The following is a 26,065-nucleotide window of genomic DNA, read 5'->3' on the forward strand; positions in this document are numbered from 1 at the left end:
CGTGCGTCTTCCGGATCCCCAGCGGTCCCGGATCGTCCTGATCGGCGCCGGCAGCTACTCCGACCCGAAACTCCCGGACCTCGCCGCCGTACGGCAGACGATCAACGACCTCGCCGACCTGTTCACCGACCCCTTCCACGGGCTGGTGCCCACCGGCCACTGCACGGTACTGCTGGACGACGGCGACCTGCGCAGCATCGGCCAACGGCTGCACACCGCCGTGCAGGAGGCCGAGGACCTGCTGCTCGTCTACTACGCCGGGCACGGACTGGTCGCCGGACGCCGGCACGACCTCTACCTGGCCCTGCCGGACAGCGCGTTCGAGACGCCGTGGTTCAGCTCACTGGAGTACGACAAGCTGCGCGGTGCGGTGCTCGACAGCCGGGCCGCTGCGAAGATCATCATCCTCGACTGCTGCTTCTCCGGCCGGGTCGTCACCGACTCGATGGCGGGCGGGGACGATGACCGGCTCAACCGCCTGGAGGTCGAGGGGACGTACGTCCTGACCTCCGCCCAGCGCGACCAGGTCGCCCTCTCGCTGCCCGGGGAGGACCACACCGCTTTCTCCGGACGGCTGATCCGCCTGCTGCGCGAGGGTGTGGCGGGCGGCCCCGAACTGCTCACCGTGGATGACCTCTACCGGCGGCTCGCAGCCACGATGACGGCCGAGGGCCTGCCGGTTCCGCTCAACCGCGGCACCCGGACGGCGGGCCTGACCGCCCTCGGCGTCAACCGCGCGTACGCGGCAACGGCTGAGCGAGAGCTGCGCAGGCGGCGCGTCTCGGCGGTGAGTCAGGGCACGCTCGGTGACTGGAAGGGGGCTTCGGACACGCTCTGCGCCCTCCTCGACGAGGCGGTCCGGGTCCTCGGCCCCGAGCACGCGGAGACCCTGCTCGGCCGGCAGTCCCACGCCCACAGTCTCGGTGGCGCCGGAGACCCCGCCGAGGCGGCCCGCCTGCTGCGGCTGCTCCTGGTCGACCAGAACGGCGTACTGGGCCCCGAGCACGAGGACACCCTGCGCACCCGGCAGTTCCTCGCCGTCAACCTCGGCGAGGCGGGCGACCGGGAGGAGGCCGTCGCCATGCTCCGCGTCCTGCTCGCCGACCGCAGCCGCGTCCTCGGCGTCGAGCACGCACACACGCTTCGCACCCGGCACATGCTTGCCCGCAACCTCACACTCTCCGGGGCGGCCGACGAGGCGGCGGCGCTGCTGCGGCAGCTGGTGGCGGAGCGGGAGCGGGTGCTGGGCCCCGACCACCCGCACACACGGCGGGCGCGGGCGGATCTGGCGGCTCTCGGCGACGATGAGGCGAGGGGATGAACACAGCCAACATCCTCGGCTCCGACGACGCTCGACGGGTCATCGGCCTGGCTCAGCACGAGTCCCGGATGCTCAGGCACACCTGCGTGGGAACCGAGCACCTCCTGCTGGCCTTGTTCAACGAAGGTCTGGGTACCGCTGCCGAAGCCCTGAACAGCCTCGGCCTCTCCTACAGCTCCGTCCACCGGAAGGTCGTGGAGCTCATGGGCCAGGGCCAGGAGGCCATGGCCGGGTACATCCCCCTCACCTCCCGGGCGAAGACGGCCCTGGAACTGTCGTCCGGGGAGGCCGTGCGCCTGGGCCGCAGCCACGTCGACACTGAGCACATACTGCTCGGCCTGCTCCGCGAGGGCGACGGCATCGGCATCCAGGTCCTGGCCGAAATGGGCGTCGACCCCAACCGCCTGCGCCGGCAGGTGCTGGCCCTGTCAGGCTCCGCGGCCGATCCGGGCCCGCCACCGCCTGCCGCGACGCCGCTGCTGGACCGGTTCTCCCGCGACCTCAGTCGGGCGGCACTCGTCTCCGAACTCGATCCCGTCGTCGGCCGGACGACGGAGATCAAGCGGATCATCCAGATCCTCTCCCGGCGGCAGCGGAACGTCCCGCTGCTGGTCGGCGACCCCGGGGTGGGGAAGGCGAGCATCGTGGCCGGACTCGCCCACGCCACGGCCGCCGGCACAGCGCCGGCGGCGGCCGCCGGCCGACGCGTCCACTCGCTCGACGCCGGAACCCTGTTCACCGATCCCCACTACCACGGCCGGTTCGCCGAGCTGATGTCCGGTCTGCTCGCCGAGCTCCAGCGCAGTGACGGCCTCATCCTGTTCCTCGACAACGCGCTCACCGTCCTGCACACCCCCGACGGCAGAGCAGAGACCCTGGCCTTCTTCCGGCCCGCGCTCGCCTGCGCCGGCGTCTCCGTCATCGCGGCCTGCACCACGTCGGAGTTCCGCCGCCGGGGACCGGACCCGAGCCTCGACCGGCTCCTCCAACCACTGGAGATCGACGCGCTCTCCGGGAACGAGGTACAGGAGATCCTCACGCGCGCCCGTCCCCGGCTGGAGCAGCACCACCATGTGGCGATCACCGACGAAGCGCTCCAGGCCTCGGCCGCCCTGGCCCGCGAACACCTGCCCGGCCAGGCCCTGCCGGGCTCCGCGATCGACCTGCTCGACCAGGCGGCCGCCGTGGCGGGCGCCCGCACGGTCGCTCCACACGCCGATCCGGTCGCCGACGCCTACGAACTGGAGCTCGCCGAACGCCGGCGTCACCTCGACTCGGCCACCGCGTCGCAGGACCTCGTCCTGGCACGCCACTACGGCGAGGTGGTCAACAGCCTCACGGCGGCACTCGCCGAGCAGCGCCGCAAGACCGCGCCGGACGGCCCTCCGGGCCGCCGCGTCACCGCCGCGGAGGTGACGGAGGCCCTCACCGCCTATACCGGCCTGCTGGCCACAACCGTCCCTCACACCCGACCGCCGGCCCGGCCCGCACAGCCCGGCCCACACGACCCTGATGTCTGGGCGATGAGCTGAGCCCCCGCGCCCAGGAAGTCGGCCGGGCCGATCTCCTCTGCAGCGGCGAAAGCCCGCGCGGGACCACCGCATCCGTCACGCCGCCTGCCCGGCAGCGCACGCCCACCGAACTCACCTGGCGGATCGGCGGCCTCCCGGCCGGTGCGCGGCGCACCTTCCGGGTCCGCGCGATCGCCACCGTTGGCACCGGCGTCACCGCCACGGCGCACGTCACCTCGAATACCCCGGACCCACCCGGGGCGGCAGCGACACCGGCTGGGCGGACACCCACGTCACCGTCCGTCGAGACCACGACAGCAGTGAACCCCGGGCCGACGCGATCGGCCCGGGGTTCACGGTTTCGGCAGTGGTTCAGCTCTTCGGCGAGGCCGACGGCAACGCGCCCGAGAGCAGCGGCCATTCGCGGTGGAACGGCGGCAGCGGGAGCTTGCCCTCGACGATCGGGGTGCCGAAGATCCTCAGGTGGGCGGTGAGCGCACCGTTCAGGTCGACGCCGCCGAGGAGGGCCCAACTTCCCTGGAGCTGCGGTGTGCCACCCGGGACGTCGACGGCCAGCGAGCCGTCCGCCTGGGCCCGCAGGTAGGGGGCGACGGTGGCCTCGACGCCGACCGTGTCGTAGAGGCCGACGCTGACCTCGGCGGCGAGGGCGGCGCGGACGGCGGCCGTGCCGGAGAGGCGGACGTGCACCGGGGAGACCTTGGTGTCGGCCGCGTCGGTGGAGGAGGTCCAGCCGCGTCCGCCGGTGTAGTCGGCGTGCACGGCCCAGGTGCCCGTGATCTCCTGCTCGGCCTCGACGTGGATCTTCCCGTCGGCGCCGATCTCCAGGTAGCAGGTCAGCCCGAGGTTGACCACGACCGGCAGGCCGGCCACCGTGACGACCGGGCTGGCCTGGAGCTTGGCGAACGGCAGGCGGATCGGCGCGGAGCCGGTGCTGCGCGCGAGGTCGCCGCTGACCTTCCACTGGGCGTGGGCACCCAGGTCGAAGCCGATCGAGGCGGTGCGCGGGCTGCCGATGCCGGCGCCGTGGTAGGCGAAGTGCAGGGCCGGGTGGAGCTGGAGCGAGGCGGAGGCGTCGGCGCTGAGGCCGTCGGGCAGCGGGATCGGCGCCTTGACGTCGACCTCCAGGGTGCCGGAGGCGTCGGCCTTGGTGGTGCCGTTCTCCCGGGCGACGGTCGCCTTGAGGTCCTTGACCAGCGGCGTCACCTTGATCGCCGCCGGGTCGACGGGGACCTTGCCGTCCGCCTCGGCGTTGCCGAGCAGCTCGGAGAGGGTGGCCGGCCGGGTGGACACCGTGACGGAACCGCCACCGGCGGACTTCACGGCGGTGACCGCGACCAGCGCCCCCTGCGGCGCGGCGTCGGTCGGCGGGCTGGCGAGGAGCTGGCCCGGCTTGACGACGTCGGCCGGCGTCGGCGCCACGGACGGGGCCGACGACGGGCTCGCGGCCGAGCTCGCCGACGCGCTCGCCGAGGCGGTCGCGGACGGGCCGGCCGAGGGGCCGCCCGCAGCCGCCAGGACCGCCGTGCCGGCGGCCGGGTCGTACGCGGTGAGCTGGAGGCTCTTCGCCTCCGGGGCGACGGCCGCGCCGTCCTTCCCGGGTGCGCCGATGGCCGCCTGCCGGACGCCTGGCTGGGCGGCCGTCACCGGAAGGCTGCCGGCCGCCGGGCGGCCGGAGCTCGGCGCGGCGGCGGCCGGGCTGGACGCGTGGGCGTGCGGCGCGCCGGACGCCCGCGCCGCCGACGGGCTCGCCGGCGAGGAGGCGGTGGCCGGGGCGACGGCGCCGGCGGGCTCAAAGGTGGCCGGGGCGGCCTGCTGCGCGCCCGATGTCGGGCCGCACGCAGCGACACCGAGCAGCAACAGCGAAACGAGGGCAGGGCGGACCGCCGTGCCGAGGGGACTCTTCAACGAAGCTCTTTCGAAGTGGCGGACGCGCACACGGGCGCCCGGGACCAGTGGCTTCAGCAGCGGCTCGAACAGCCGCGCACACGCCATGTTACTGACGAGGAATAAGATTGTCGAAGACATGCAAACTGTGAACAAATCGTCAAGAGCTCGTCAATCAAGGTCACTGGCAACCGAGTTGGGGTGCGGCGGATCCCCCGCACCGGACCTTTGGCGGGTGTCAGCACCGTGTCATTCCGCCGACCGGCGGGGTGGCCACCCCGCCGGTCGCCGGGCCATTCCCCGCCGGGAATTGTTGCCATCACCCGCCCCCCGCAGGATGGGTGTCGTCCGGGCACACCGCCGACACAACGCGAGGAGCACACCATGACCACCCTCACCGCACAGGAGATCGCCGACCGCTACATCGCCCTCTGGACCGAGCCCGACCCGGCTCTGCGCCGCAAGGCGATCGAGCTGGTCTGGGCGGAGGGCGGCGTCCACGTCCTCCAGCCGCCGGTGGAGATCCGCGACCGGGCCGCCGAGCTGGGCTTCGAGGACACCGCACTGGAGGCGGCGGGGTACGACGCGATCGAGACCCGGGTCTCCCGCAGCCACCGGGAGTTCGTCGCCCCCGGGGAGTTCACCTTCCGGGCGCGGGACACCGCCGTCCGGCTCCGCGACTGCCTCAGGTTCACCTGGGAGATGGTCCCCGTCGACGGCGGCGAGCCGGTCGGGAGCGGGCTGGAGGTCCTGCTGCTCGACGACGAGGACCGGGTCACCACCGACTACATGTTTCCCGGCGCCTGAGTGCCGCTCTCGGCCCGCAGCGCGGCCGCCGTCGCCTCGTCCGCCGGGAGGAAGGCCTCCAGCTTCAGCTCGGCGAGCGTGATGTCGACGGCGGTCGCGAAGGTGGTGACCGTCGTCATCAGATGGAGGTCGCCGCGCGAGGTACGCAGGTGCAGCGGCACCGCGAAGCCCAGGTGGTCGGCCCCGATGTCCTCCAGCTCGGGCACGTACGACGCCAGTTCGGCGTGGAGCTCGCCGAGGTGCGCCGTCCGCTCCACGATGTGGCGGGCCCAGGCGGCGAAGTTGAGGATGCGCGGGGCCAGGCCGTCGGGGTGGAGGGCGAGGCGGTAGGCGTTGGTGCCGGGGCCGACAAGCTCGGGGGCCGCGCCCTCGGTGATCAGGTCGACGGCGGCGTTGGCGGCGACGACATCGCCCCTCCGGTCCACCACCAGGGCGGGATAGGGCTGATGGCCGGCGAGGATGTGCTCGATGGCCGTCCGGACGGGGGCGAGGTCGGGGCTGTCGAGCCGGCTCTCCGGGTAGGCGGGGGCGTAACCGGCCGACAGCAGCAGCTCGTTGCGCTCACGCAGCGGCAGGTCGAGGGACTCGGCCAGCCGGACGACCATGCCCCGGCCGGGCACCGAGCGCCCGGACTCGATGAAGCTGAGGTGCCGCTGGGTGGTGCCCGCGCGGGTGGCGAGGTCGAGTTGGCTGATACGGCTGCGGGTGCGGCGCTCGCGGAGCGTCTGGGAGAATTCCACAGGCCAGTTGTAACCGCAGTCACGGCGTACTCGCCATTCCTTCAAGGGAATTGTGGCACTACCGGCCACCGGGGACGATCACCGGCATGGACATCGGCGTACTTCTCCCGACCGGCAAGGCCCAGTGGGGCACCGACAGCGACCCGCGCGAGCTGATCGCCTTCGCCAGGCAGGCCGAGGAGTCGGGCTACTCCTCGCTCTTCGCCAACGACTCCCTGCTCAGCCCGCGCATCGAGACGCTCACCATGCTGGCCGCCCTCGCCCCGGTGACCGAGCGGGTGACCCTCGGCACCGGCGCGCTGCTGCCGTTCCTGCGCCGGCCGATCCAGGCGGCGCAGGCGCTCGCCTCGGTCGATCTGCTCTCCGGCGGCCGGCTGGCGGTGGCGGTCGGGGCGGGCTTCCCCGGGCGGTTCGGGCAGCCGCTGTACGAGCTGTCGGAGGTGCCGTGGGCGCGCCGGTTCGCCCGGCTGGACGAGACGGTGGCGCTCTGGCGGGCGCTGTGGAGCGGGGCCGGCTCGTTCCACGGCGAGTTCCACGACTTCGCCGCGATCCCGGCCGCGACCGCCCCCTTCCGCCCGGGCGGCCCGCCGGTCTGGCTCGGCGGCGCGACGCCGGCGGCACTCGCCCGCACCGGGCGGCTGTACGACGGCTGGCTGCCCTACCCACCCGACCCGGCCGACTACCGCTCGGGGCTGGCGGACGTCCACAAGGCGGCGGCCGATGCCGGGCGTCCGGCGGCGGACATCACCCCGGCGCTGTTCGTCTCCGTCCGCGTGGACACGGACGTGGCGAGCGGCCGCGAGGCGCTGGACGCCTACGCGCACGCCAACTACGGGATGCCGCTGGTGGAGTTGGAGAAGATCCAGGCGGTGGTCACCGGCACCCCGGAGGACGTCGCGGCCGGGCTCGCCCGCTACCGGGACGCGGGCGCGCGCCACGTCGTCGCCCGGCTCGGCGCGCTCGGCCTGCCGTCCCATCGCGAGCAGCTCCGGCGGCTCGCCGAGCTCCTGCCCGGGCTTGCCTGAGCTCCCGCCCGAGCCGCGGCCCATGTGATCATGCGTCAGATCTCGCGCCGGGCCGCGACCCTGCCGTCCGCGATGGCGGCCAGCAGCTCGGCGTGGTCGACCTCCGTCTGGTCGGCGTAGTGGCCGGCGAAGTCGGCGATCGCCTCGGGGAAGGTGTCGGCGGTCCCGAGGTAGCCGGCGATGGCCAGGCGGTCGCCGGAGCGGGCGTGGGCCCGGGCCAGGGCACGGCCGCAGAGGTCGGCGTAGGCGCGCAGGGCGGATGGCGTCATGTCGGCGACGTCCGCCGAGCCCTTCATGTCGCGCAGTTGGCGGCCGTAGAAGTGACGACCGGCGGGGCCGGTGGTCCAGCCGAGGAAGATGTCGCTGGCGGCCTGCATCAGGCGCTGACCGGTGACGACGCGCTGACCCCCGTGGGCGATCGGCGCCTCGGCGTGCGGGCGGGTGGTCGGCAGATGTTCCTCCAGGACGGACCGGCCGGCCTCCTTGATCTGGAGGAAGAGCGGGTCCTCCGTGTCACGGCCCTCCAGCAGGATGATGAAGCAGCGGGTGCCGACGCTGCCGACGCCGACCACCTTGCTGGCCACGTCGACGAAGTGGAAGCGGTCGAGCAGGACGCCGCGGTCCTCGGCCAGGGTGGCGCGGTAGTCGCTGAAGATCTTGCCGACGCGGCGGAGCTCGTTCCTCGGCAGCGGCTCGATCAGCGGCGGCTCACTGATGATCCGGCGCCGGCCGTCCTCCGTTTCCTCGGTGAGCTTCCCGAAGGCCTGCAGGCTGGTGCGGCGGCGGGCGTGGGCGAGTCCGGCCTCGACCTGCTTGCGGTGCTTGGGCTTGCGGACGAGCGGGAGCAGGTCCTCGGAGTCGATCCGGGCGTACCAGACGTCGAGCTCACCCATCGCCGCCAGCCGTCGCATCGCGCTGACGTAGCCCTGCACGGCGGCGAGCGCGGCCCGGCGGACGCGCTCCTCGTCGTGGCCGTTGTCCCGGGCCGCGACGGCGACGCTGGCGGCGAGACGTTTGACGTCCCACTCGAACGGCCCCGGGTAGGTCTCGTCGAAGTCGTTGAGGTCGAAGAGCAGCGCGCGCTCCGGCGAGGCGTACACCCCGAAGTTCAACAGGTGGGCGTCGCCGCAGAGTTGGACGGTGATGCCGGTGTCGGGGCCGGCCGCGAGGTCGGCCGCCATGACGGCGGCGGAGCCGCGCAGGAAGGCGAAGGCGGAGTCGGCCATCCGGCCGTAGCGGATCGGCAGCAGCTCGGGGACCCGGTCGACGGCCTGCTGCTCCAGCACGACGATCGGGTCCGGGCGGTCGGCGGCCGGGATCCAGCGGCCGTGGGCGGAGCGCGAGACCCGGTCACGGGCGGCCCGGCCACGCCGGCGGCGTTCGGCGGAAGTGGTCATGCGCGGCTCCTCGGTCGGCGGGGCGGCTCTTCCGCCGGGCGGCGTCCCGGTCGGCGGGCGGCGTCGGGGGTCGGCGGGTGGCGGCTCTGCCCGCACGTGGCATCCCGCTCGGCAGGTGTCATCTCCCTTCTTCGCGACGGTAGGTCACCTGCCGGGGCCCGGCATGTCGAGGCGTGGACGGGTGCGCGGCATCCCCGCCCGCCCGCACTCGGCCGAACAGGTGAGGCCCCCACGGCCACGGCGGCTCCGGAAAGCCACGGAAAGCCACGGAAAGCCACGGCGGCCCCGGCGGACCCCGGAAAGCCCCGCCGGCCCACCGAAGGACCCGAAGGCCCTCACTCGACCACGAAGTCCGCCATCATCGCCATGTCCTCGTGCTCCAGGTTGTGGCAGTGCAGCATGTACGTCCCTGGGTAGTCCGTGAACCGGACCAGCACCTCCACCGACTCCGCCGGCCGCAGGTCGACGGTGTCCTTCCACCCGGCGTCGTACGGGCCCGGGTCCGCACGGTTGCGGGAGAGCACCTGGAACGGGTCCAGGTGGAGGTGGACGGGGTGGTGGACGTCGGTGAAGAAGCGCCAGATCTCGGTGGTGCCGAGGGCGGGCCGGGCGAGGGCGCGGCCCGGCTGGTACGGCTGGCCGTTGATGGTCCAGCCGTCGCTGCGGCTGCGGCGGAACCCGAAGGTGCGGGTGGTGACGGCGGCCGCCCGGTCGAGCCGCTCGAAGTCGGAGAGCCGCTCGGGCACGGCCGAGTCGTCCGAGACGGTGCGGGAGGAGACGTCGAACCGCATCACCTCGGTGGTCCGCTCGCTGCCGAACCGGTTCATCAGGCGGACGGACGTCCCCGGCGGGTAGCGGGAGAAGTCGACCACGATGTCGAAGCGCTCGGCCGGGGCGATCTCGACGGCGTCGTGCGCGAGCGGGGCCTCCAGCAGGCCGCCGTCGCCGCCGATCTGGACCAGCGCGCCGCCGCCGGAGGGCTGCGGGTCGAGCTCCAGGCGGTAGAGGCGGGCGTTGGAGGAGTTGAGCAGGCGCAGCCGGTAGCGGGCGCGGTCCACGTCCAGCCGGGGCCAGGGGGCGCCGTTGACCAGGAGGACGTCGCCGAGGACGCCGTTCATGTAGTCGTCGGTGACGCCGGGGACGGCGAGCGCGGGGTCGACGGCCGGGTAGCGGAAGGAGCCGTCCTCGGCGAAGGCGCGGTCGGCGAGCATCAGCGGGAGGTCGCGGTCGCCGCGCGGCAGTGGCAGGGCGTCCTCCTCGTCGTCGTGGACGAGGTGGAAGCCGGACAGGCCGCGCCAGATGCCGGGACCGGTGAAGCCCATCCGGTGGTCGTGGTACCAGAGCGTGGCCGCGCGCTGGTTGCCGGGATAGGTGTAGCTGCGGTCGCCGTCGGTGATCCGGCCGAGCGGGAGGTCGGCGGGGTGTTCCATACCCGGCATGCCCGCCATGCCCGCCATGCCCGGCGCGGCAAGGGACCTGTCGGACCCGAACGGCAGGATCAGGTCGATCGGGTAGCCGTCGCTCTCCGCCGGGGTGTGCCCGCCGTGCAGGTGGACCACCGACGGCACCGGCAGCTCGTTGCGGTGGCGCACCACCGTCTGCCGGCCGGAGCGGACGGCCAGCGTCGGGCCGGGGTAGCTGCCGCCGTACGTCCACGTCTCGGTGCGCAGGCCGGGCAGGATCTCCAGCCGGGCGGCCTTCTGGGTGATCTCGTAGTGGTCGGTGCCGCCGTCGCTGCTCACCGGCCGCAGGACCGGCGGCACCGGCAGCGGCACCTGGAACGCCTCCGGCAGCGGCACCGTGCTGTTCAGCAGCAGACCCGGCCGGCCTTCGGTCAGCAGGCGGGCGGCGGCCGGGACGGCGAACGCCCCCAGCGTGCCCGCGCCGACCGCGGCCGCGCCGATGCCCAGGAACCGGCGGCGCCTCACTGGGCCGCCTCCACGTGCCCGCCCGGCCGGGGCAGCAGGCCGGCGCCGTCGGGGTCCCCGGGGCCGTCCGCTCCGGCGGGGGCCGCCGGGCGGGCCGGCAGCGGCTGCCGCCAGGCGCCGGTCAGGGCGAACAGGGCGCCGCTGACCAGCAGCACCCCGACCACCACGTGCAGGCCCACCGCCCGGTTGTAGCCGAGGCCGGTCTGCAGCATGACCGCGGCCGTCAGCAGCGCCGCGACGCCGAGCGGCCGGCGCGGGCCGCGGCCGGGCCACACGATCAGCGCCCCGGACACCAGCTGGCAGACCACGACGGCGGCCAGCGCCGTCGCGCCCGCCGCGTGCATCGAGAGCGCCTCGTAGTGGCCGTTGAGGAATCCGCCGGCCAGCACGGTCTGCAGGAGGGCCAGGAGGGCCGACGCGGTGGCGCTCGCCCGCAGCAGGATCAGCGGCCAGCGGGGCGCGGGGGCCACGGGAGGACTGCTCATGGAGGGCTTCTCTCTGCTAGGCCGGGGTGGCGGCGGGACGGGCACGGGTACGCGGAGCGGGCACGGGGGCCGGCAGGGGAACGGGAAACGCCGCCGGAGGCGGCTCGGCCACGGGCGGCGCGGCGGCGAGCGTAGCTGATCGGACATCACGATCAGCGCACCTCAGGGGCGTTGTCTCCGGCGACCACCCCAATGCGCCGGTCCGGGGCCGATTTCTCACCCGAACGGGCGGTGCGCCGAGATCGCGCACCGCCCGTTCGTCCGTGAACCCTCGGCGGTCCAGGTCCCAGCACGCCACGAGTGCCCGCTACTGCTTGCCGCCGCCCGCCGCCACCGGACGGGACCGAAGCAGTGCCCGCGCCGGCAGGCCGGTCGCACCGAGGCAGAGCAGCACTGCCCCGGCGGCCAGCGGCAGGGCGGTGCCGGCCGGGATGTGCGGGGCGGCGCCGGCGATGCCCCGGGTGATCGGGACCAGCGTGATCCAGGCGATCACCCCGCCGACCGCCAGGCCGGTCGCGGCGACCAGCAGCGCCTCCCAGCGCATCATGCCGCGGACCTGCCGCCGGGTGGTCCCGGCCAGGCGCAGCAGCGCCACCTCGCGGCGCCGGTCCAGCACCGTCATCACCAGGGTGTTGGCGGCGGTGACGGCCGCGAAGCCGCCCAGCACGCCGGCCATCACGGTGTTCGCCCAGGCGCTGATCTCCTGGGCCTGGTTGACCTGCGCCGCGTAGCCGGCCCGGTCGGTCACGGCGGCCGGGCCGGTACCGGCGAGCCCGGCCAGACCGGCGGCGACGGCGGCGTGGTCGGCTCCGGGTGCGTCCGCGACCAGCACCTGGCTGTCGTACCCGGCGGTGACGTGCGCCGCGACGGCCGCCCGGGGCAGCAACACCTGGCCGAAGCCGAGGCCGCGTTCGTAGGTGGCGACCACCGTGGGCTCGACCCTGGTGCCGTCGCCGAGCCAGAGCGGGGCGCGGTCGCCGGCCTTGACGCCGAGGGCGTCGGCGAGCACCGCGTCCAGGGCGACGGTGTCGGCCGAGCGGCCGAGGTCGCCGAGTGCGCCGCTCTTCACCCCGAGGTCGAGGACGCGGGGCAGCTTCGCCGGGTCTCCGTTGACGCCGAGCGCGGTGGCGGTGGCGAGCATGTCGCCGTCGCGGTAGACGGCGCCGGTGCGCAGCACGCCGACGGCGGCGGCCACGCCGGGCACCTTGGCCGCCTGGTCGGCGGTGGCGGCGGGCAGGCCCGGGCCGGTGGGGCCGACCACGTGGTCGGCGGTGATGCCGCTGCGCACCTGTTCGCCGGTGACGTGGCGGATGGTGCCCTGCATGAAGAGCAGGGTCCCGCAGAAGGCGGTGACCATGACGATCGGCGTGATCGCGGAGGCCAGCCGGCGGGCGTTGGCCCGGGTGTTGTCGGCGGCCAGCGAGCCGGGCGCGCCGGCGGCGGCCCGCAGCGGGGCGCCGAGCACCCCGGCGGCGGCGCGGGCCACCCAGGGGCCGAGCAGCCCGACGGCGACCAGGAAGCACATCACCACGCCGAGCGCGGTGTTGGCGGCGTTGGTCCCGTCCAGGCCGGCCGCGACGCCGGCCAGCGCCACGGCCCCGGCGGTGAAGAGCACTCCGATGACGGTCCGCACCCTGCCCGGCCGGCCGGGCTCGACGGCGGCCGCGCCCAGGGCCTGGCCGGGCCGCAGCCGGGCCGGGCGGCGGGCGGCGAAGAAGCCGGCGGTCAGGGCGGCCAGCGTGCAGGTGGCGACGGCGGCGAGCATCGGCACCGGGCCGACGTCCAGCGAGACGGCCCCGGGCACGGCGCCGCGGGACACCATCTCGCCGAACCACCAGCGGGCCAGGGCCAGTCCGGGCAGGATGCCGAGCGCGCCGGCGACCGGTGCCACGAGCATCGCCTCGGTGGCGATGGTGCGGCGGATCTGGCGCGGGGTGGCGCCGATCGCGCGGAGCAGCGCGAACTCGCGGGCACGCTGGCCGGTGGCCAGGGCGACGGTGCTCATCACGACGAAGACCGCGGTCATGGTGGCGACGCCGCCGAAGGAGCTGCCGAGGGCGGTCAGCATGGTCCGGCTCTCGCCGAGCACGGGCAGCTCGACGGCGCCGCGGGCGTCACCGGTGAGCACCTTGGCCTCGCCGCCGACGGCCTGGCGGACCTGCGCGGCGAGCATCCTGGCGTCCACGCCGTCGCGCGGCCGGACGGCGATCGCGTCGACCGTGCCGGGGTGTCCGGAGAGGCGGTCGGCGACGGAGTCGGCGAACCACGCCTGCTGTGCGCTGCCGCCCGGCGAGGCCGCGAGGCCGGAGATCCGGTACGTGCCGCTGCCACCGGGCGCGGTGAGCGTCACGGTGGCGCCCGGGGCGAGGTGGGCGGCCCTGGCGGTGTCCGCGTCGAGGACGACCTCGCCGGCGCCGGGGGCGCGGCCCTCGGCCAGCTTCTCGCCCGGGCCGACGATGCCGAGGGAGGCGAAGCCGTGGCCGGTCAGGCCGGGGAGGCCGGCGGCCGCGGGGATCGGGAAGGCGGTGTCGGGGCGGGCCGCGGCGACACCCGGCTGGGCGGCGATCCGCCCGGCCAGTGCCGCGTCCACCCGGGCCCGCTCGGGAACGCTCAGCTTCTGGGTCTCGGTGTTCTCGGCGACCCTGCGGGTGACCGAGACGGTCGGGTCGGCCGCGACCACCACCGGTGTCTGCGCGTACCGCACCGGCGCCACGCTGGCCGTGAGGCCGGTCTGCAGCAGGGTGCCGCAGGCCATGATGACGGCCGCGCCGAACAGCAGGGCGATGAAGGTGCCCGCGAAGGAGGCGGGCCGGAAGCGCACCGCGGCGCGCGCGAGTCCGTTGCTCATGCCGCCACCCCGACCGGGCGCGCGGCCAGCCTGACCATCCGGTCGGCCACGGCCTGCGGGTCCGGGTGGTGCAGCTCGCCCGCGAGCGCGCCGTCGGCCAGGAAGAGCGCGCGGTCGGTGAAGGAGGCGGCCACCGGGTCGTGGGTCACCATGACGACGGTCGCGCCCATGGTGTCCACGGCGCGTCGCAGCAGGCCGAGCACCTCGTGCGCGGTCCGGGTGTCCAGCGCGCCGGTCGGTTCGTCGGCGAAGACCACGTCCGGGGCGGTGATCAGCGCGCGGGCGATCGCCACCCGCTGCTGCTGCCCACCGGAGAGCTGCCCCGGCCGCCGCCCGGCGTGCTCGCCGAGGCCGACCTGGGCCAGCAACTCCTTGGCCCGGGCCCGGTCCTGGCGTTCGCCGGCCAGCCGCTGCGGCAGCAGCACGTTCTGCATCACCGTCAGCGACGGCAGCAGGTTGAAGGACTGGAAGACGAAGCCGATCCGGCTGCGGCGCAGCTTGGTGAGCCGGTTCTCGCTCAGCCGGGTGATCTCCTCGCCGCCCAGGTAGACCTCGCCGCCGTCCGGGCGGTCCAGGCCCGCCGCGCACTGCAGGAAGGTGCTCTTCCCGGAGCCGGACGGCCCCATGACGGCGGTGAACGTGCCGCGCTCCAGCACCAGGTCGACCCCGCGCAGGGCGTGCACGGTCTCGGCGCCGCGCCCGTAGCTGCGCCGGACCGCCCGCAGCTCGATCGCGGCGTGGGCGGGGCGCCCGTACTGCTCGGTCTGCCCGTACTGCTCGGTCGGGCGGCGGTCGCGGCGGGGTGCCATGGTGGGGCCTTCCTTCGGGAATCATCGCTGGTCATCGACGTGTTCCAGACTAGGAAGGCCGGACGGCCCGGACCATGGAGGCCGCTGGCGGACGCAGGGTGGGGTTATCCCCACCCCTGGGCTGCCCGTTCAGCTCAGACCTCGTCGCCCGCGATCCGCTCGTACGCGGCGCGCAGGGCGGCGACGGCGGGGTGGGCCGGGTCGAAGGCGGTGCCGTCGACCGCCGCGATCGGGCGGACGCCGACGCCCGCGTTGAGCGCGAACGCGGCCTCGAAGCGGTCCAGGCCGGCGACGGTGACGGGCTCGCGCCATTGCGGGCCGGGGTGGGCGCGGGCGAGCAGGGCGGCGGTGACGCCGGGCAGCGCCTCGCCCTCCGGCCACACCAGCCGCCGGCCGTCGTGGAAGCCGACGTTCCAGGTGGCCCCCTCGGTGATCCGGCCCTCCTGGTCGACGAGCAACGCATCGTCGTAGCCGTCGAGTTGGGCCAGCCGACGCTGCCGTACCAGGCCGAACAGCCCGACGTGCTTCACCTCGGGCAGCTCGCGCCGGTACACGGCGGTGCGGACCGTCAGCGGTGCGGGGGCGGCCGCCGGGGCCGGACGGGTGGTCACCAGCAGCCGGGGCGCGGTGGCGGCACCGGGACGCTCCAGGCCCAGCGCCGGGTCGAACACCGTGACCCGGACGATCACCGCCCGCCCGTCCGGCGGCAGCACACCGCGGATCCGCTGCCGCAGCACGTCCCGGTCCAGCCCGGCGCCGAACACCGTCCGGCAGTCCCGCTCCAGCCGGTCCAGGTGGAGCGCCAGACCGCGCACCCGGCCGGCCTCGGCGCGCAGGGTGGTGAAGTGCCCGTAGTTGAGCAACCCCAGCGCCGCGACCTGCCCGGCGTCGGCCGGCACGCCGTCGATCTCGATCTCAGCCATCCCCCGAGTCTCCCAGCCCCGCGCCGGGATTCGTGGCCGCCGTGCCCCCGGCCGCTACCGGCCGGCCGGCGGTGCGGGCGAGCCGCTCGAAGTGCTCGATCCTGTAGGCCAGCCCCTCCGGTTCGCCGATGTCCGCCCAGCGCCAGGCCTCGGCCCACCACTGCGGGCCGCGGACCAGGGGGCGGCCGGCGAGGGCCAGATGGAGGGCGAGGGTCGAGCGGGCGAAGTGGTGGACCCAGCCGTCGGCCTGCCGGTACGCGGCCGTCTCGTCCAGCCGGAGCCAGCGGCCCTCGCGTCCGGCGGCGAGCAGCGGCACCCAGCCCTGCGCGCCGTCGGCGACCAGCAGGACCAGCCGGCCGTCCTCCTCCGCCACCCGGTAGGGCGGGAGTTGGGGCATCCGGGCGAGGCCGAGGGCGTGCTTCCAGGAGACCACCCAGAGGCCGCGCCGCAGGTAGTAGCGGACGGCGTGCCGCCACGTCCAGTGCGCCTCCAGCCGGTAGCCGGGCAGGCCCTCGGCGGTGGCCGCCCGGTAGACCTCGTCGAGCGCACCGGCGGCGAGCCCGCGACCGCGCACCGAGGGCCGCAGGTAGACGGAGGAGACGGCCAACTGGCCCGGTCCCTTCGTCCAGTTGTCGACCGCCACGGTGCCGACGGGCGCGCCGCCACCGTCGTCCAGCACCCAGTAGCGGCGCCGGTAGAGCTCGCCGTCCGGCCACTCCCGGCCGCTCTCGCCGAGCCGTTCGCGCAGGGCTCGTTCCGCGTCCGCGCCCAGCACCCCGGGGTCGACCCGCTCCGCCAGCTCCCCTTCGGCCCGGGACGCCAAGTCCCAGAGTGCGAACCGCCGCCCCTCCCCCTCCTCCACCGCCCGCAGCCGGGGCGTCGACCCCAGCCGCTCCTGCGCCCGCTCCACCGCCGCATCCCAGGACCTCACCACGTGGTCCACGATATCGGGCCGCAGATACCGAACGTGACTCGAAGGGCACCGAACGTCAGCACGAAGGAGCGATGGTAGGGGAAACCCGACCCCGGGTCTCGACCTGGCCGTCATGACCCCGCCGGGCCGGGCCGCTGGAATGGAGAGGTGCTGATCCACCGGGCTCGAAGCGGTCCCACTGCCCGACAACTCACCTTTCCCACAAGCCTGTTCGGCCGACGAGCCGGGTGGTGCGCCGGCTGGCTCGCGGCAGCGGTCTGGGCGGGTGCGTTCCCGCTGGTCTCCGCGCTCGCGCCGCACCGCGGCTGGGGAACGGCTGCGGCGACCGGCTATCTGGCGGCGGCCTTCGCCACGCTGGTGCTGCCCTGGCGGCAGGCCCGGCCGGTCTCCGCGGCCGTCGCGACGGCCGGGGCCGTCGTCGTACCGCTGCTCGGGCTGGCGCTCACCGGCCAGGGGCAGAGCGAGGTCGCCGTGATCGAGCGGTCGGCCGCGCTGTTCCTGGAACACGGCTCGCCCTACCTGGCCGATCCGCGGAGCGTGACCGACTACACGCCCTACCTGCCGGCCATGGCGCTGCTGGGCCTGCCGCGCGCCCTGCTCGGGGCGGACGGGTGGCCGGCCCGGCTGCTCGGCGACGCCCGGCTCTGGTGTGCCGCGGTGTTCCTCGGCTGCCTCTGGGCCACCGGCCGTCCGCACCGGCGCGGGCTCGCCCTGCTGACCGTCTCGCCCCTGGTCGCGCTGCCGCTCTGCGTCAGCGGGGTGGACCTGCCGATGACCGGCCTCTGCTGTCTGGCCCTCGCCCTCGCCGCCCGGGGCCGTCCGGGCCGCGCCGGGCTGGCGCTCGCCCTGGCCTGTTCGCTCAAGTGGACGGCCTGGCCGGCGGTCGCGGTCGCCGCCGCGCTGCTGGCCGCCACCACCGGCCGGCGGGCGGCGCTGCGCGCGACGGCCGTCGCCGTGGCGGGCACGGCCGCCCTGGTGCTGCCGGTGGCACTGCGCTCGCCCGGTCCGCTGCTCCGGCAGGTGTTCGCCTTCCCCACCGGGCGCGGCGGGCTGCCCACGCCGGCCGGCAGCCCGCTGCCCGGGCGGCTGCTCGCGGACCTCGGCCCGGCCGGCCGGTACGCCTCCGTCGCGCTGCTGCTGCTCGCCGGTCTGGGCGTCGCCGGCTCGCTGGCGCTGCGCCCGCCACGGGATGCCGCCGGCGCCGCCGACCGGCTGGCGCTCGGCCTCTGCCTGGCCTTCCTCCTGGCGCCCGCCGGGCGCTTCGGCTACCTGGCGCTGCCGCTCGTGCTCGTCGTCTGGGCCCGGGTGCCCGCCGCCCCCCGGACCTCTCCCCCGTACTCCACCGATCCCCGAACCGAGGTTGCACCGACCCCATGGCCACCACTCTCGTCGTCACCAATGACTTCCCCCCACGGCAGGGCGGCATAGAGACCTTCGTCCACGCCCTGGCCACCCGCCTGCCCGCCGGCGAGGTCGTCGTCTACACCTCGGCCGAACCCGGCGCGGCCGCGTACGACGCCGCCCTTCCCTTCCCGGTGGTCCGCGACCGGGCGCGGACGCTGCTGCCCACCCCGCGGGTCACCCGGCGGGCCGCCGAGATCGCCCGCGCGAACGGCTGCGACCGGGTCTGGTTCGGTGCGGCCGCCCCGCTCGCCGCGATGGCGCCCGGCCTGCGGCGCCGGGCCCCCGGGATCGGGCGGACGGTCGCCACCACGCACGGCCACGAGATCTGGTGGGCGCGCACCCCCGGCGCCCGCCGGCTGCTGCGGCGGATCGGTGGCGGCGTGGACGTGGTCACCTACCTGGGCGAGTACACCCGGGCCCGGATCTCCCCGGCGCTCGGGCCGCGGGCCCGGTTGGAGCGGCTGGTACCCGGAGTCGACACCGAGCTGTTCCGCCCGGGTGACGTCGGGGCGCGCACCAGCGGGCCGGTGGTCCTCTGCGTCGCCCGGCTGGTGCCGCGCAAGGGCCAGGACACCCTGATCCGCGCGCTCCCGCTGATCCGGCGGGCCGCGCCCGGCGCCGTCCTGGTGCTGGTCGGGCAGGGCCCGGACGAGCGGCGGCTGCGCGCGCTGGCCCGGCGGCACACCGAGCCGGGATCGGTGGTCTTCGCCGGCGGCCACGAGCACGCCGCGACGCCCGCCCACTACGCGGCGGCGGACGTCTTCGCCATGCCGTGCCGCACCCGGCGGGCCGGGCTGGAGGCCGAGGGGCTCGGGATCGTCTTCCTGGAGGCCGCGGCCGCCGGGCTGCCCGTGGTCGCGGGCCGCTCGGGCGGCGCTCCCGACGCGGTGCTCGACGGGGTCACCGGCACGGTCGTCGACGGCCGCAGCCCCGCCGCGGTCGCCGCGGCGGTCGGGAGCCTGCTGCGGGCGCCGGCCGCCGAGCGGGCCCGGACGGGGGCGGCCGGACGGCGCTGGGTGCAGGACGAGTGGTCCTGGGAGGCGTCCGCGCGCCGGCTGGCCGGACTGCTCGACCCGGAACGCGCGGACGCGGGCCGGGGGCCTACTCCCCGCGCAGGTGGGCCAGGACGGCCAGTACCCGCCGGTTGCCCTCGGCCGGGTCGAGGTCCAGCTTCATGAAGATGTTGCCGCAGTGCTTGACCACCGAGGCCTCCGTGATGCTCAGCCGTGCGCCGATGGCCTGGTTGTTCAGCCCCTGCGCCATCAGCCCGAGCACCTCCCGCTCGCGCGGGGTCAGCCGGTCGGGCGGCCGCTCCGCCGACTGCTGGCGCAGCAGCACCCGGACCACCTCCGGGTCGATCACGGTCTGCCCGGCGGCCACCCGCGCGAGCGCGTCCAGGAAGTCGGCGACCTCGCCGACGCGGTCCTTGAGCAGGTAGCCGAGCCCGGCCGGCTGCGCACCGGCCGCGCCGAGCAGCCGGGTGGCGTACGGGGTGGCCACGTACTGGGAGAGCACCAGGACGGGCAGCCCCGGGTGCCGGTCGCGCAGTTCGAGGGCGGCGCGCAGACCCTCGTCGTGGAAGGCGGGCGGCATCCGGACGTCGGTGATGACGACGTCCGGCCGGTCCGCGTCCACCGCGTCGGCCAGCGCGGTCGCGTCGCCGACGGCGGCCACCACCCGGTGCCCGCCGCGGCTGAGCAGTTCGACCAGCCCGGCCCGGAGCAGCACGGCGTCCTCGGCGATGACTATCCGGAGCACGGCACCTCCACCCGGAGCCTGGTCGGCCCGCCGGTCGGACTGGTCACCATCAGCCTTCCTCTCAGGATCGCCACCCGGTCGGCCAGCCCCTGCAGCCCGGCCCCGGCGGCCGGGTCGGCCCCGCCACGGCCGTCGTCCGTCACCTGGACCACCAGCCGGCCGCCCTCGACCCGGCCGTGGACGGTGATCGAGGCGGCCCCGCTGTGCTTGGCGGCGTTGGTGAGCGCCTCGGTGACGGTGAAGTACGCCGTCGTCTCCACCGGGCCGGGCAGCCGGTCCGGCAGGTCGATGTCGACCGCGACCGGGATCGGGTGGCGCAGCGCGACCTCGGTGACGGCGGCGGCCAGCCCGTGGTCGGTGAGCACCTGCGGGTGGATGCCCCGGACCAGGCCGCGCAGTTGCTCCAGCGCCTGCCGGGCCTCGCCGCGCGCCCGCTCGACCAGCGCGGCGGCCGGGTTGTCCCCGCCGCCGTCACCGCTCCCGCCCAGCTCGTACGCGGCCAGGCCGAGGGTCATGCTGAGCGCGACGAGCTGCTGCTGGGCGCCGTCGTGCAGATCGCGTTCGATGCGGCGGCGCTCGGCCTCGAAGGCGTCGACGAGGCGGGCCCGTGAGCGGGTCAGTTCGAGGACCTGCCGGCCGAGGTCCTCGTCCCGCGGGCCGAGCAGGAACCGGACCAGCCGGACCCGGCCGATGGTCAGCAGGGTGCCCGCGTAGGCGCAGAACAGCAGGCCGGCCAGCCCGGCGGCGGTCGCGGGCAGGGCCTCGACCGGGCCCGGGATCGCCTGTCCGGGGATCAGCATCACCGTCTCCGGGGCCAGCGCCCAGACCACGACCGGCGTGGCGACCAGCGTCCCGGAGAAGACCAGCAGAACGGTGAGGCCGAGGTCGGCGGCGGCCAGCGGCAGCGCGAACAGGGTGGCGTAGCCGAGCTCGCGCCAGGTGGCCCGCTCGCGCAGCCGGGTACGGATCCGGGCCCGGCGGCCGGCCCCGGGCAGCGGGCGGTGCGGGTCGGGCACGGGCAGCGGCTCGACCAGCCGCAGCCGTCGGCGCTCCAGGGCCCCGACCGGCAGGCCCGCCAGTGCGACGAGCAGGAGGACGAGCAGGCCGACGCCGGCCACGGACAGCGCGAGGCCGGCCAGCAACAGCACGGCCAGGACGACGAACAGCAGCAGGCCGAGCACCGCGCCGCTGAGCACGTGCGCCCAGCAGCGCAGGGGGGCGGGCGACCGGAGGAACCGCAGCGGCCGCGTACGGAGGGCCGCCCGGACGGCGACGGGCTGCTGCCCCTCGTCCGCCCCGTTCGCACCCATCCGGCCAGCCTAGCCGACCGGCTGACGGGCCTTCGGCGCCGCCTCGGGCGCGGCCGGCCGGCCTCTCACCGGCCCGCAGCCTGCCCGGTGCGCCCGGGAGCCGTGTGCTGCCCGGGGGTTGACGGCCCCTCGGGACAGGTCTATACCAGTGAGGGCCCTCGGTGACGCGGCGTTGCCGTCGGCCTCCCCGGGGCCCGGCGCGTCTCCCCCACATTTGGCGCGGGTGGGCCTCCTCCTGCCGTTTCCTTGAGAGGTCTCCCATGGAACGTGCTCTTCCCCCACAGCAGTCGGGACGACAGCCCGGACATCGGCACCGGCAGCCGAAGCGCCGGAAGGCCGCGGTCGCGGTGGCCGGGGTGCTCGGCCTGGTGGCCGGCGGCCTGGCGGCGCTGGCCGGGAGCGGGCCGGCGGTCGCGGCGGCCGACGCGGCGCAGACCGGCACCGGGCTGGGCAGCAACTGGTACGCCTCGGCGCCCTATCTGATGCCCGAGGACAACAGCCCGCCGGACGCGGCGGCGGTGATGGACGCCACCGGGCAGAAGGCGTTCCAGCTGGCGTTCATCCTCGACAAGGGCGGGTGCTCGCCCGCCTGGGGCGGCACCTCGTCGATCGACACCGACACCACCATGCCGGCGGTGATCCAGGCGATCCGGGCCAAGGGCGGCGACGTCTCGGTCTCGGTCGGCGGGTACGGCGGCACCAAGCTGGGCCAGACCTGCGGGACGCCGGAGGCCACGGCCGCCGGGTACCAGAAGGTGGTCACCAAGTACGGGCTGAAGGCCGTCGACTTCGACCTGGAGGAGCCGGAGTACGAGAACGCGGCCGCGATCCGCAACGAGATCGGGGCTGCCCGGATCCTCCAGCGGGACAACCCGGGGCTGTACGTCTCGATCACCACGGCCGGGACCAACGCCGGCACCGGCTGGTTCGGGCAGCAGATGCTCAACGAGGCCAAGGCGCAGGGCTTCACCCCGGACAACTACTCGATCATGCCGTTCGACGGCGGGTTCAACGGGGCGGCGGCGCAGACCGACGCGCTGGTGAGGTTCAACCGGCTGCTGCAGACCACCTTCGGCTGGTCCGAGGCCAACGCCTATGCGCACGAGGGCGTTTCGCTGATGAACGGACGCACCGACGCCGCCGAGTACTTCCGGCAGGCGGACTTCCAGACCGTGCTGGACTTCGCGCTCGCGCACAAGCTGGCCCGGTACACGTACTGGTCGGTCAACCGGGACCGCCAGTGCCCGGGCACGGTCGACCCGGGACTCTCCGGGTCCTGCTCCAGCGTGGTGCAGAACGACTGGGACTTCACCAAGTTCACCGTGCGGTTCGCCGGGGCCACGCCGCCCACCACACCCCCGACCAGCCCGCCGCCGACCAGCTCCTCGCCGGGGGTCTGCGCCGATCCGGCGTGGAGTGCCGCCACCACGTACACCGGCGGCGCCAAGGTGTCGTACAGCGGCCACAGGTACCACGCCAAGTGGTGGACGCTGAACGAGAACCCGTCCGCGAGCGGGCAGTGGGGCGTCTGGTCCGACGACGGTCCCTGCTGACCCGGGGCGGGCCCGCCGCGCGCAGGCGGGCCCGCTTCCGCGCGACGGGGGTGTTGCCGCAGCCGGCTCCGCTCGTTGTTCCCGGTATGAGCTCAGACTTCCGGGCGAGCGGCAGCGCCCTCGACGAAACGTTTCTGCATGAAACGGTCCTGCGCGAATCCCCGATCTTCGCCCACCTCGCCCTGCTCTGGCGCAACGCCGGACGGACGGTGCCCGGCCGCCCCGACCAGGAGTGGTGCCACCTGACCGAACCCCCGCAGCTCTTGCGCCCCGGCCGCGGCAGCACCGCCGCCCTGCACCCCGGGGAGGAGGCGTGACCTGCCCGGAGACCCCACGCGTCCCCTCCCAGCGCACGCCCGCCGGGCTCTGCGCCATGCCGCTGGTCCTGCGGGCCGTCGTCTGCCCCGGCCTCACCGTCCCGGTCGCCGCCCGCCTGCGCTACGACTCCTCCGAGCCGTACGCGGTGTACCTGGACAACCACACCGACCTCCACGAACCGATCACCTGGATGTTCGCCCGCGACCTGCTGGCCGCCGGCGTGGACGCCTGGGCCGGCCTGGGCGACGTGTCCGTCTACCCGGGCACGGGGGCGAGCCCGCAGACCCTCTTCATCGCGCTCGGCGGCGAGAACGGCACGGTCGTCCTCCGGGCGGAGGCCGCAGCCGTCCGAACCTTCCTCGCCGCCACCGAGCGCATGGTGCCGTCCGGCACCGAGCGCCTCCACGTCGACCTCGACGGCCTGCTCTTCCAGCTCCTGGACGACCGGCCGCCCGACCCGGGCCGTTGACCGCCCGACCCGGAGGTCGCGGGGGGCCTGCCGGGTCGGACGCGGTCAGCGGTGCTCGGGGCGGGCTCAGCCCGCTCGCGCCCGTCCGGGCGGACGGCGATGATGGGTGGATGCGACGGGATCTCGTTCTGGTGGGCGCGCCGACCAGCGCGGGCAGCTACGCACCCGGCCAGGAGGCCGCACCGAGCGTGTTGCGCCAGCTGGGCCTGATCGACCGCCTGAGGGCGGCGGGCCGCCGGGTACGGGACGCCGGGGACGGGCCGCTGCACGTGTGGGCCCCGGACCCGCAGCACCCGCGGGCCCAGAACCTCGCGGCAGTGGTCCAAGCCGTCAAGGCGGTCGCCGACCACGTCGCCCGAGCGCTGGAGGAGGACGCGGACGTCCTGGTCATCGGCGGCAACTGCACCGTCGCACTGGGCGTGATGGCAGCTCTCACGGCAGGCGACCCGGACGCCGGCCTGCTCTACATCGACCGGCACTTCGATCTCAACACACCCGCGAGCACCCGCGAGGGCGCCCTCGACTGGATGGGGCTCGCCCACGGACTGGACCTGCCCGGGGCCGCGGAGCCGCTGGCGGCCGCCTTCGCCCACCGCCCGCTGCTCACCCCGGACCGGCTCCACCTCCTCGGCATCGACCCCGAGGCCGCCACCACCTGGGAACGCGAGCAGGCAAGAGGCCTGGGCCTGCGATGGGGCTCGCACATCGATCTCGCCGCCACGCCGGCGGCCGAGGTGACACGGGCCCTCGGTACGCTCCCGTCCGGTCCCCTGGCCGTGCACCTCGATGTCGACGTCCTGGACTTCACCGACGCGCCGCTCGCCGAGAGCACGGACGGCCGCAACAGCGGCCCCACTCTCGACGCCGTGTCCGAGGCGCTGGACACCGCCTGCCGGGACCCGCGCTTCCGGGCACTCTCGATCGGCGAGCTCAACCCTTCCCGCGCCGCCGGACACCCCGCCGTGCTCCACCGGTTCATCGCAAGCCTTCAACACGCCCTGCGCGCAGCCCCGTGAACCGCGGCCGGGACCTCGGGTACCTCCTCCGAACCCTGGCCGCCCCTCCTGAGGTCGGCTGACCATCGACGTCGGCGCCCTCGTCAGCTCAGGCCGTTTGCGTCCTCAGCGGTGTTCGGGGTCCTCGAAGCCGGAGCGGCAGCCGGCGTCCCACTCCAGCCACCCTTCAGCATCTGCACGGCCCTCACGGTCATGCTTCCCGTCCTGCCAGGACGAAGGCGTCCTGTACGAACTGCGGAGCGTGCAGCACCGGTTGCCGGTACCCTCTCTCCCATCACAATGGATCCGGCGACGTGTGTGGGAGAGGTGTGACGAGCGACCTGGCGGCGTTCCGCCGCATGGAGCGTCACCTACGGGGTGAGGCGGCCCGGGCGGACTACCTGGTCGACCTCTCCAATGTGGTGCGCGAGAAGGCGCTCGGAGGTGGCACTCGGAGCTCGCTCGAACGGTTTCGGCTGGTCCTCAAGGCGTTACAGGACTGGACCGGGGACAGGGAGGTCACCGTTCACGCGATCGCCGACGACAACCTCCTGTACCGCCGATCCGACCCCGACTTTCCCGACCCCGCCGAAGGTGCGCTGCTCCGCGAGTGGCGGGACCGCGGCCTGATCGCCGCGATCGCCAAGGCGGACCCGAACCTCCTCGACCATGCGAAGGTGTTCGGCACCAGGGTCATCAGCGGCGACTACTTCCGGGGGCACCGGGGAGAACACCCCTGGATCCAGAACGACCGCGAGCACTTCCTCCTGCCGAAGCGCGGCGCCGACGGTTCGGTCCGGCTGGTCCTGCGCGACATGCGCGTGTTCGCGGACCGGGAGATCTCCCACGAGGGCGAGCGGGACGAGCTCAAGGCGCGGAACCTGCTGGACTTCCGGGGCCGCCCTCGCTCCGAGATCCTTGAACGGTCCTGGCGCTGCCCGCGCACGCCCTGCAACCCCAGCCCGGCGATTCGAGCCGGCAAGGTGGTCTGCCGGTCTCACGGAACGCTGCTGAACGACCTCGGACCTCGCCGACCCCGAGTGCAGCTCAAGATCATGATCGACGGCGTCTGCCGAGCCTGGGAGAACCTCACGGAGGACGACACTCGGGAGTCCGTCCTCGGGCGCGGCCACCTCGCGCAGATCGAGGCGCGTCATCTCTCCGACGACCGCCGGGGAAGGATCAGCCGGAACCATCTGATCATCGTCTCGCGTCGGGGCACGCTCAAGGTCCTGGACACCAGCACCGCCCGCAGTCGGATCCGTACCCTCAGGCCGGGGCGGGAACCCACACCATGGCAGCCCCTGCCTCATCATGACGAGCGCTCCGAGGGCGTGCTACGGGAGCGGCTGTTCCGAGGGTTCGGTCCCGATGACGAGATCGAGCTCGTTCCCGGGGTCGTCCTCCGGCGTAGTGGCCAGCGCTGGCCGGGGGAACGCAACGAGGGCGTGCGGGCGAAGCCGCCCAGGCGTGCAACGGACGACGACCAGATGACCAGAACAGACTGAGCGTCGAGTAGTCGTCCAGCGTCGTGCGGCGTCACACCGGCGCGACGCCACGGGTCATCCAGCGGCACACGCAGGTGGGCGGCCTCATGAGACTGCCAGGCTGGGCGCAGAACGCGC

22 protein-coding genes are annotated in these 26,065 nt (G+C 74.9%); 11 read left to right on the forward strand and 11 right to left on the reverse strand.

What is annotated here, in order from left to right; translation table 11 throughout:
- The first annotated feature begins 1 nt into the window (after position 1).
- Both OG286_RS10410 and OG286_RS10415 read left to right on the forward strand, forming a co-directional pair.
- Complete coding sequence (locus OG286_RS10410; RefSeq protein WP_405365103.1) at positions 2–1,321, forward strand: tetratricopeptide repeat protein; 1,320 nt, start codon at positions 2–4, stop codon at positions 1,319–1,321.
- A complete protein-coding gene (locus tag OG286_RS10415; protein ID WP_405362103.1) occupies positions 1,318–2,853 on the forward strand; it encodes a Clp protease N-terminal domain-containing protein in 1,536 nt (511 codons plus the stop codon). The genes OG286_RS10410 and OG286_RS10415 overlap by 4 nt, the downstream gene beginning before the upstream one ends.
- A 351-nt stretch (positions 2,854–3,204) precedes the next feature.
- On the opposite strand, the gene OG286_RS10420 is transcribed toward OG286_RS10415, so the two are convergent.
- Entirely contained in the window at positions 3,205–4,758 is a 1,554-nt protein-coding gene (locus OG286_RS10420; RefSeq protein ID WP_405365105.1) for a hypothetical protein, read from the reverse strand.
- 363 nt (positions 4,759–5,121) lie between these two features.
- Here OG286_RS10420 and OG286_RS10425 point away from each other — a divergent pair, with 363 nt between their 5' ends.
- The gene (locus OG286_RS10425) at positions 5,122–5,544 is read left to right on the forward strand and encodes a hypothetical protein (RefSeq protein ID WP_396319688.1); all 423 of its coding nucleotides are present in this window, start codon (positions 5,122–5,124) and stop codon (positions 5,542–5,544) included.
- Here OG286_RS10425 and OG286_RS10430 read toward each other — a convergent pair.
- Positions 5,523–6,284: a helix-turn-helix domain-containing protein gene (locus OG286_RS10430; protein ID WP_396319687.1), complete on the reverse strand. Its 762-nt coding sequence runs from the start codon at positions 6,282–6,284 to the stop codon at positions 5,523–5,525. The two genes, OG286_RS10425 and OG286_RS10430, sit on opposite strands and share 22 nt — an antisense overlap.
- A gap of 86 nt (positions 6,285–6,370) precedes the next feature.
- Between OG286_RS10430 and OG286_RS10435 the strand changes: the two genes are divergently transcribed.
- Positions 6,371–7,309, forward strand: coding sequence for an LLM class flavin-dependent oxidoreductase (locus OG286_RS10435; protein ID WP_396319686.1), 939 nt, complete (start codon positions 6,371–6,373; stop codon positions 7,307–7,309).
- A gap of 35 nt (positions 7,310–7,344) precedes the next feature.
- Here the strand turns inward: OG286_RS10435 and OG286_RS10440 are convergent, their stop codons facing one another.
- The 7 genes from OG286_RS10440 to OG286_RS10470 all read right to left on the reverse strand — a co-directional run bounded on the left by OG286_RS10440 (position 7,345) and on the right by OG286_RS10470 (position 16,633).
- Complete coding sequence (locus OG286_RS10440) at positions 7,345–8,706, reverse strand: DUF2252 domain-containing protein (protein WP_396319685.1); 1,362 nt, start codon at positions 8,704–8,706, stop codon at positions 7,345–7,347.
- A 335-nt stretch (positions 8,707–9,041) separates the two neighbouring features.
- Positions 9,042–10,634, reverse strand: a complete 1,593-nt coding sequence (locus OG286_RS10445) for a multicopper oxidase family protein (RefSeq protein WP_396319684.1) — start codon at positions 10,632–10,634, stop codon at positions 9,042–9,044.
- Complete coding sequence (locus OG286_RS10450; RefSeq protein WP_396319683.1) at positions 10,631–11,119, reverse strand: hypothetical protein; 489 nt, start codon at positions 11,117–11,119, stop codon at positions 10,631–10,633. The genes OG286_RS10445 and OG286_RS10450 overlap by 4 nt, the downstream gene beginning before the upstream one ends.
- Positions 11,120–11,426: 307 nt before the next feature.
- Positions 11,427–13,967 carry an ABC transporter permease gene (locus OG286_RS10455; protein ID WP_396319681.1) on the reverse strand — a complete coding sequence of 847 codons (2,541 nt, stop codon included), beginning with the start codon at positions 13,965–13,967 and terminating at the stop codon, positions 11,427–11,429.
- Positions 13,964–14,776: an ABC transporter ATP-binding protein gene (locus OG286_RS10460; protein WP_396319680.1), complete on the reverse strand. Its 813-nt coding sequence runs from the start codon at positions 14,774–14,776 to the stop codon at positions 13,964–13,966. Before OG286_RS10460 ends, OG286_RS10455 begins: the two co-directional genes overlap by 4 nt.
- 134 nt (positions 14,777–14,910) lie before the next feature.
- Positions 14,911–15,699 (reverse strand): aminotransferase class IV, encoded by a 789-nt coding sequence (locus tag OG286_RS10465; protein WP_396319679.1) that lies wholly within the window; start codon positions 15,697–15,699, stop codon positions 14,911–14,913.
- Positions 15,692–16,633 carry a GNAT family N-acetyltransferase gene (locus OG286_RS10470; RefSeq protein ID WP_396319678.1) on the reverse strand — a complete coding sequence of 314 codons (942 nt, stop codon included), beginning with the start codon at positions 16,631–16,633 and terminating at the stop codon, positions 15,692–15,694. The genes OG286_RS10465 and OG286_RS10470 overlap by 8 nt, the downstream gene beginning before the upstream one ends.
- Positions 16,634–16,840: 207 nt before the next feature.
- Between OG286_RS10470 and OG286_RS10475 the strand changes: the two genes are divergently transcribed.
- Positions 16,841–18,061 (forward strand): hypothetical protein, encoded by a 1,221-nt coding sequence (locus OG286_RS10475; RefSeq protein WP_405366047.1) that lies wholly within the window; start codon positions 16,841–16,843, stop codon positions 18,059–18,061.
- Positions 18,007–19,215, forward strand: a complete 1,209-nt coding sequence (locus OG286_RS10480; RefSeq protein ID WP_396319677.1) for a glycosyltransferase family 4 protein — start codon at positions 18,007–18,009, stop codon at positions 19,213–19,215. The genes OG286_RS10475 and OG286_RS10480 overlap by 55 nt, the downstream gene beginning before the upstream one ends.
- Here OG286_RS10480 and OG286_RS10485 read toward each other — a convergent pair.
- Both OG286_RS10485 and OG286_RS10490 read right to left on the reverse strand, forming a co-directional pair.
- On the reverse strand, positions 19,139–19,795 hold the full coding sequence (locus tag OG286_RS10485; protein WP_396319676.1) for a response regulator: 657 nt from the start codon (positions 19,793–19,795) through the stop codon (positions 19,139–19,141). The genes OG286_RS10480 and OG286_RS10485 overlap by 77 nt on opposite strands.
- Positions 19,783–21,105, reverse strand: a complete 1,323-nt coding sequence (locus OG286_RS10490) for a sensor histidine kinase (RefSeq protein WP_396319675.1) — start codon at positions 21,103–21,105, stop codon at positions 19,783–19,785. The genes OG286_RS10485 and OG286_RS10490 overlap by 13 nt, the downstream gene beginning before the upstream one ends.
- A 260-nt stretch (positions 21,106–21,365) precedes the next feature.
- On the opposite strand from OG286_RS10490, the gene OG286_RS10495 reads away from it, so the two are divergent.
- The 5 genes from OG286_RS10495 to OG286_RS10515 all read left to right on the forward strand — a co-directional run bounded on the left by OG286_RS10495 (position 21,366) and on the right by OG286_RS10515 (position 25,948).
- The gene (locus tag OG286_RS10495; RefSeq protein WP_405365108.1) at positions 21,366–22,658 is read left to right on the forward strand and encodes a chitinase; all 1,293 of its coding nucleotides are present in this window, start codon (positions 21,366–21,368) and stop codon (positions 22,656–22,658) included.
- An 86-nt stretch (positions 22,659–22,744) separates the two neighbouring features.
- Complete coding sequence (locus tag OG286_RS10500; RefSeq protein ID WP_405365110.1) at positions 22,745–22,975, forward strand: hypothetical protein; 231 nt, start codon at positions 22,745–22,747, stop codon at positions 22,973–22,975.
- Entirely contained in the window at positions 22,972–23,445 is a 474-nt protein-coding gene (locus OG286_RS10505; protein ID WP_405365112.1) for an SsgA family sporulation/cell division regulator, read from the forward strand. The genes OG286_RS10500 and OG286_RS10505 overlap by 4 nt, the downstream gene beginning before the upstream one ends.
- 110 nt (positions 23,446–23,555) lie before the next feature.
- The gene (locus OG286_RS10510; RefSeq protein ID WP_405365114.1) at positions 23,556–24,461 is read left to right on the forward strand and encodes an arginase family protein; all 906 of its coding nucleotides are present in this window, start codon (positions 23,556–23,558) and stop codon (positions 24,459–24,461) included.
- A gap of 308 nt (positions 24,462–24,769) precedes the next feature.
- On the forward strand, positions 24,770–25,948 hold the full coding sequence (locus tag OG286_RS10515) for an FHA domain-containing protein (protein WP_396319670.1): 1,179 nt from the start codon (positions 24,770–24,772) through the stop codon (positions 25,946–25,948).
- Positions 25,949–26,065: the final 117 nt, after the last annotated feature.

Origin of the sequence: Kitasatospora sp. NBC_00039 (assembly GCF_045160625.1) — a bacterium.
Classification (GTDB): domain Bacteria; phylum Actinomycetota; class Actinomycetes; order Streptomycetales; family Streptomycetaceae; genus Kitasatospora.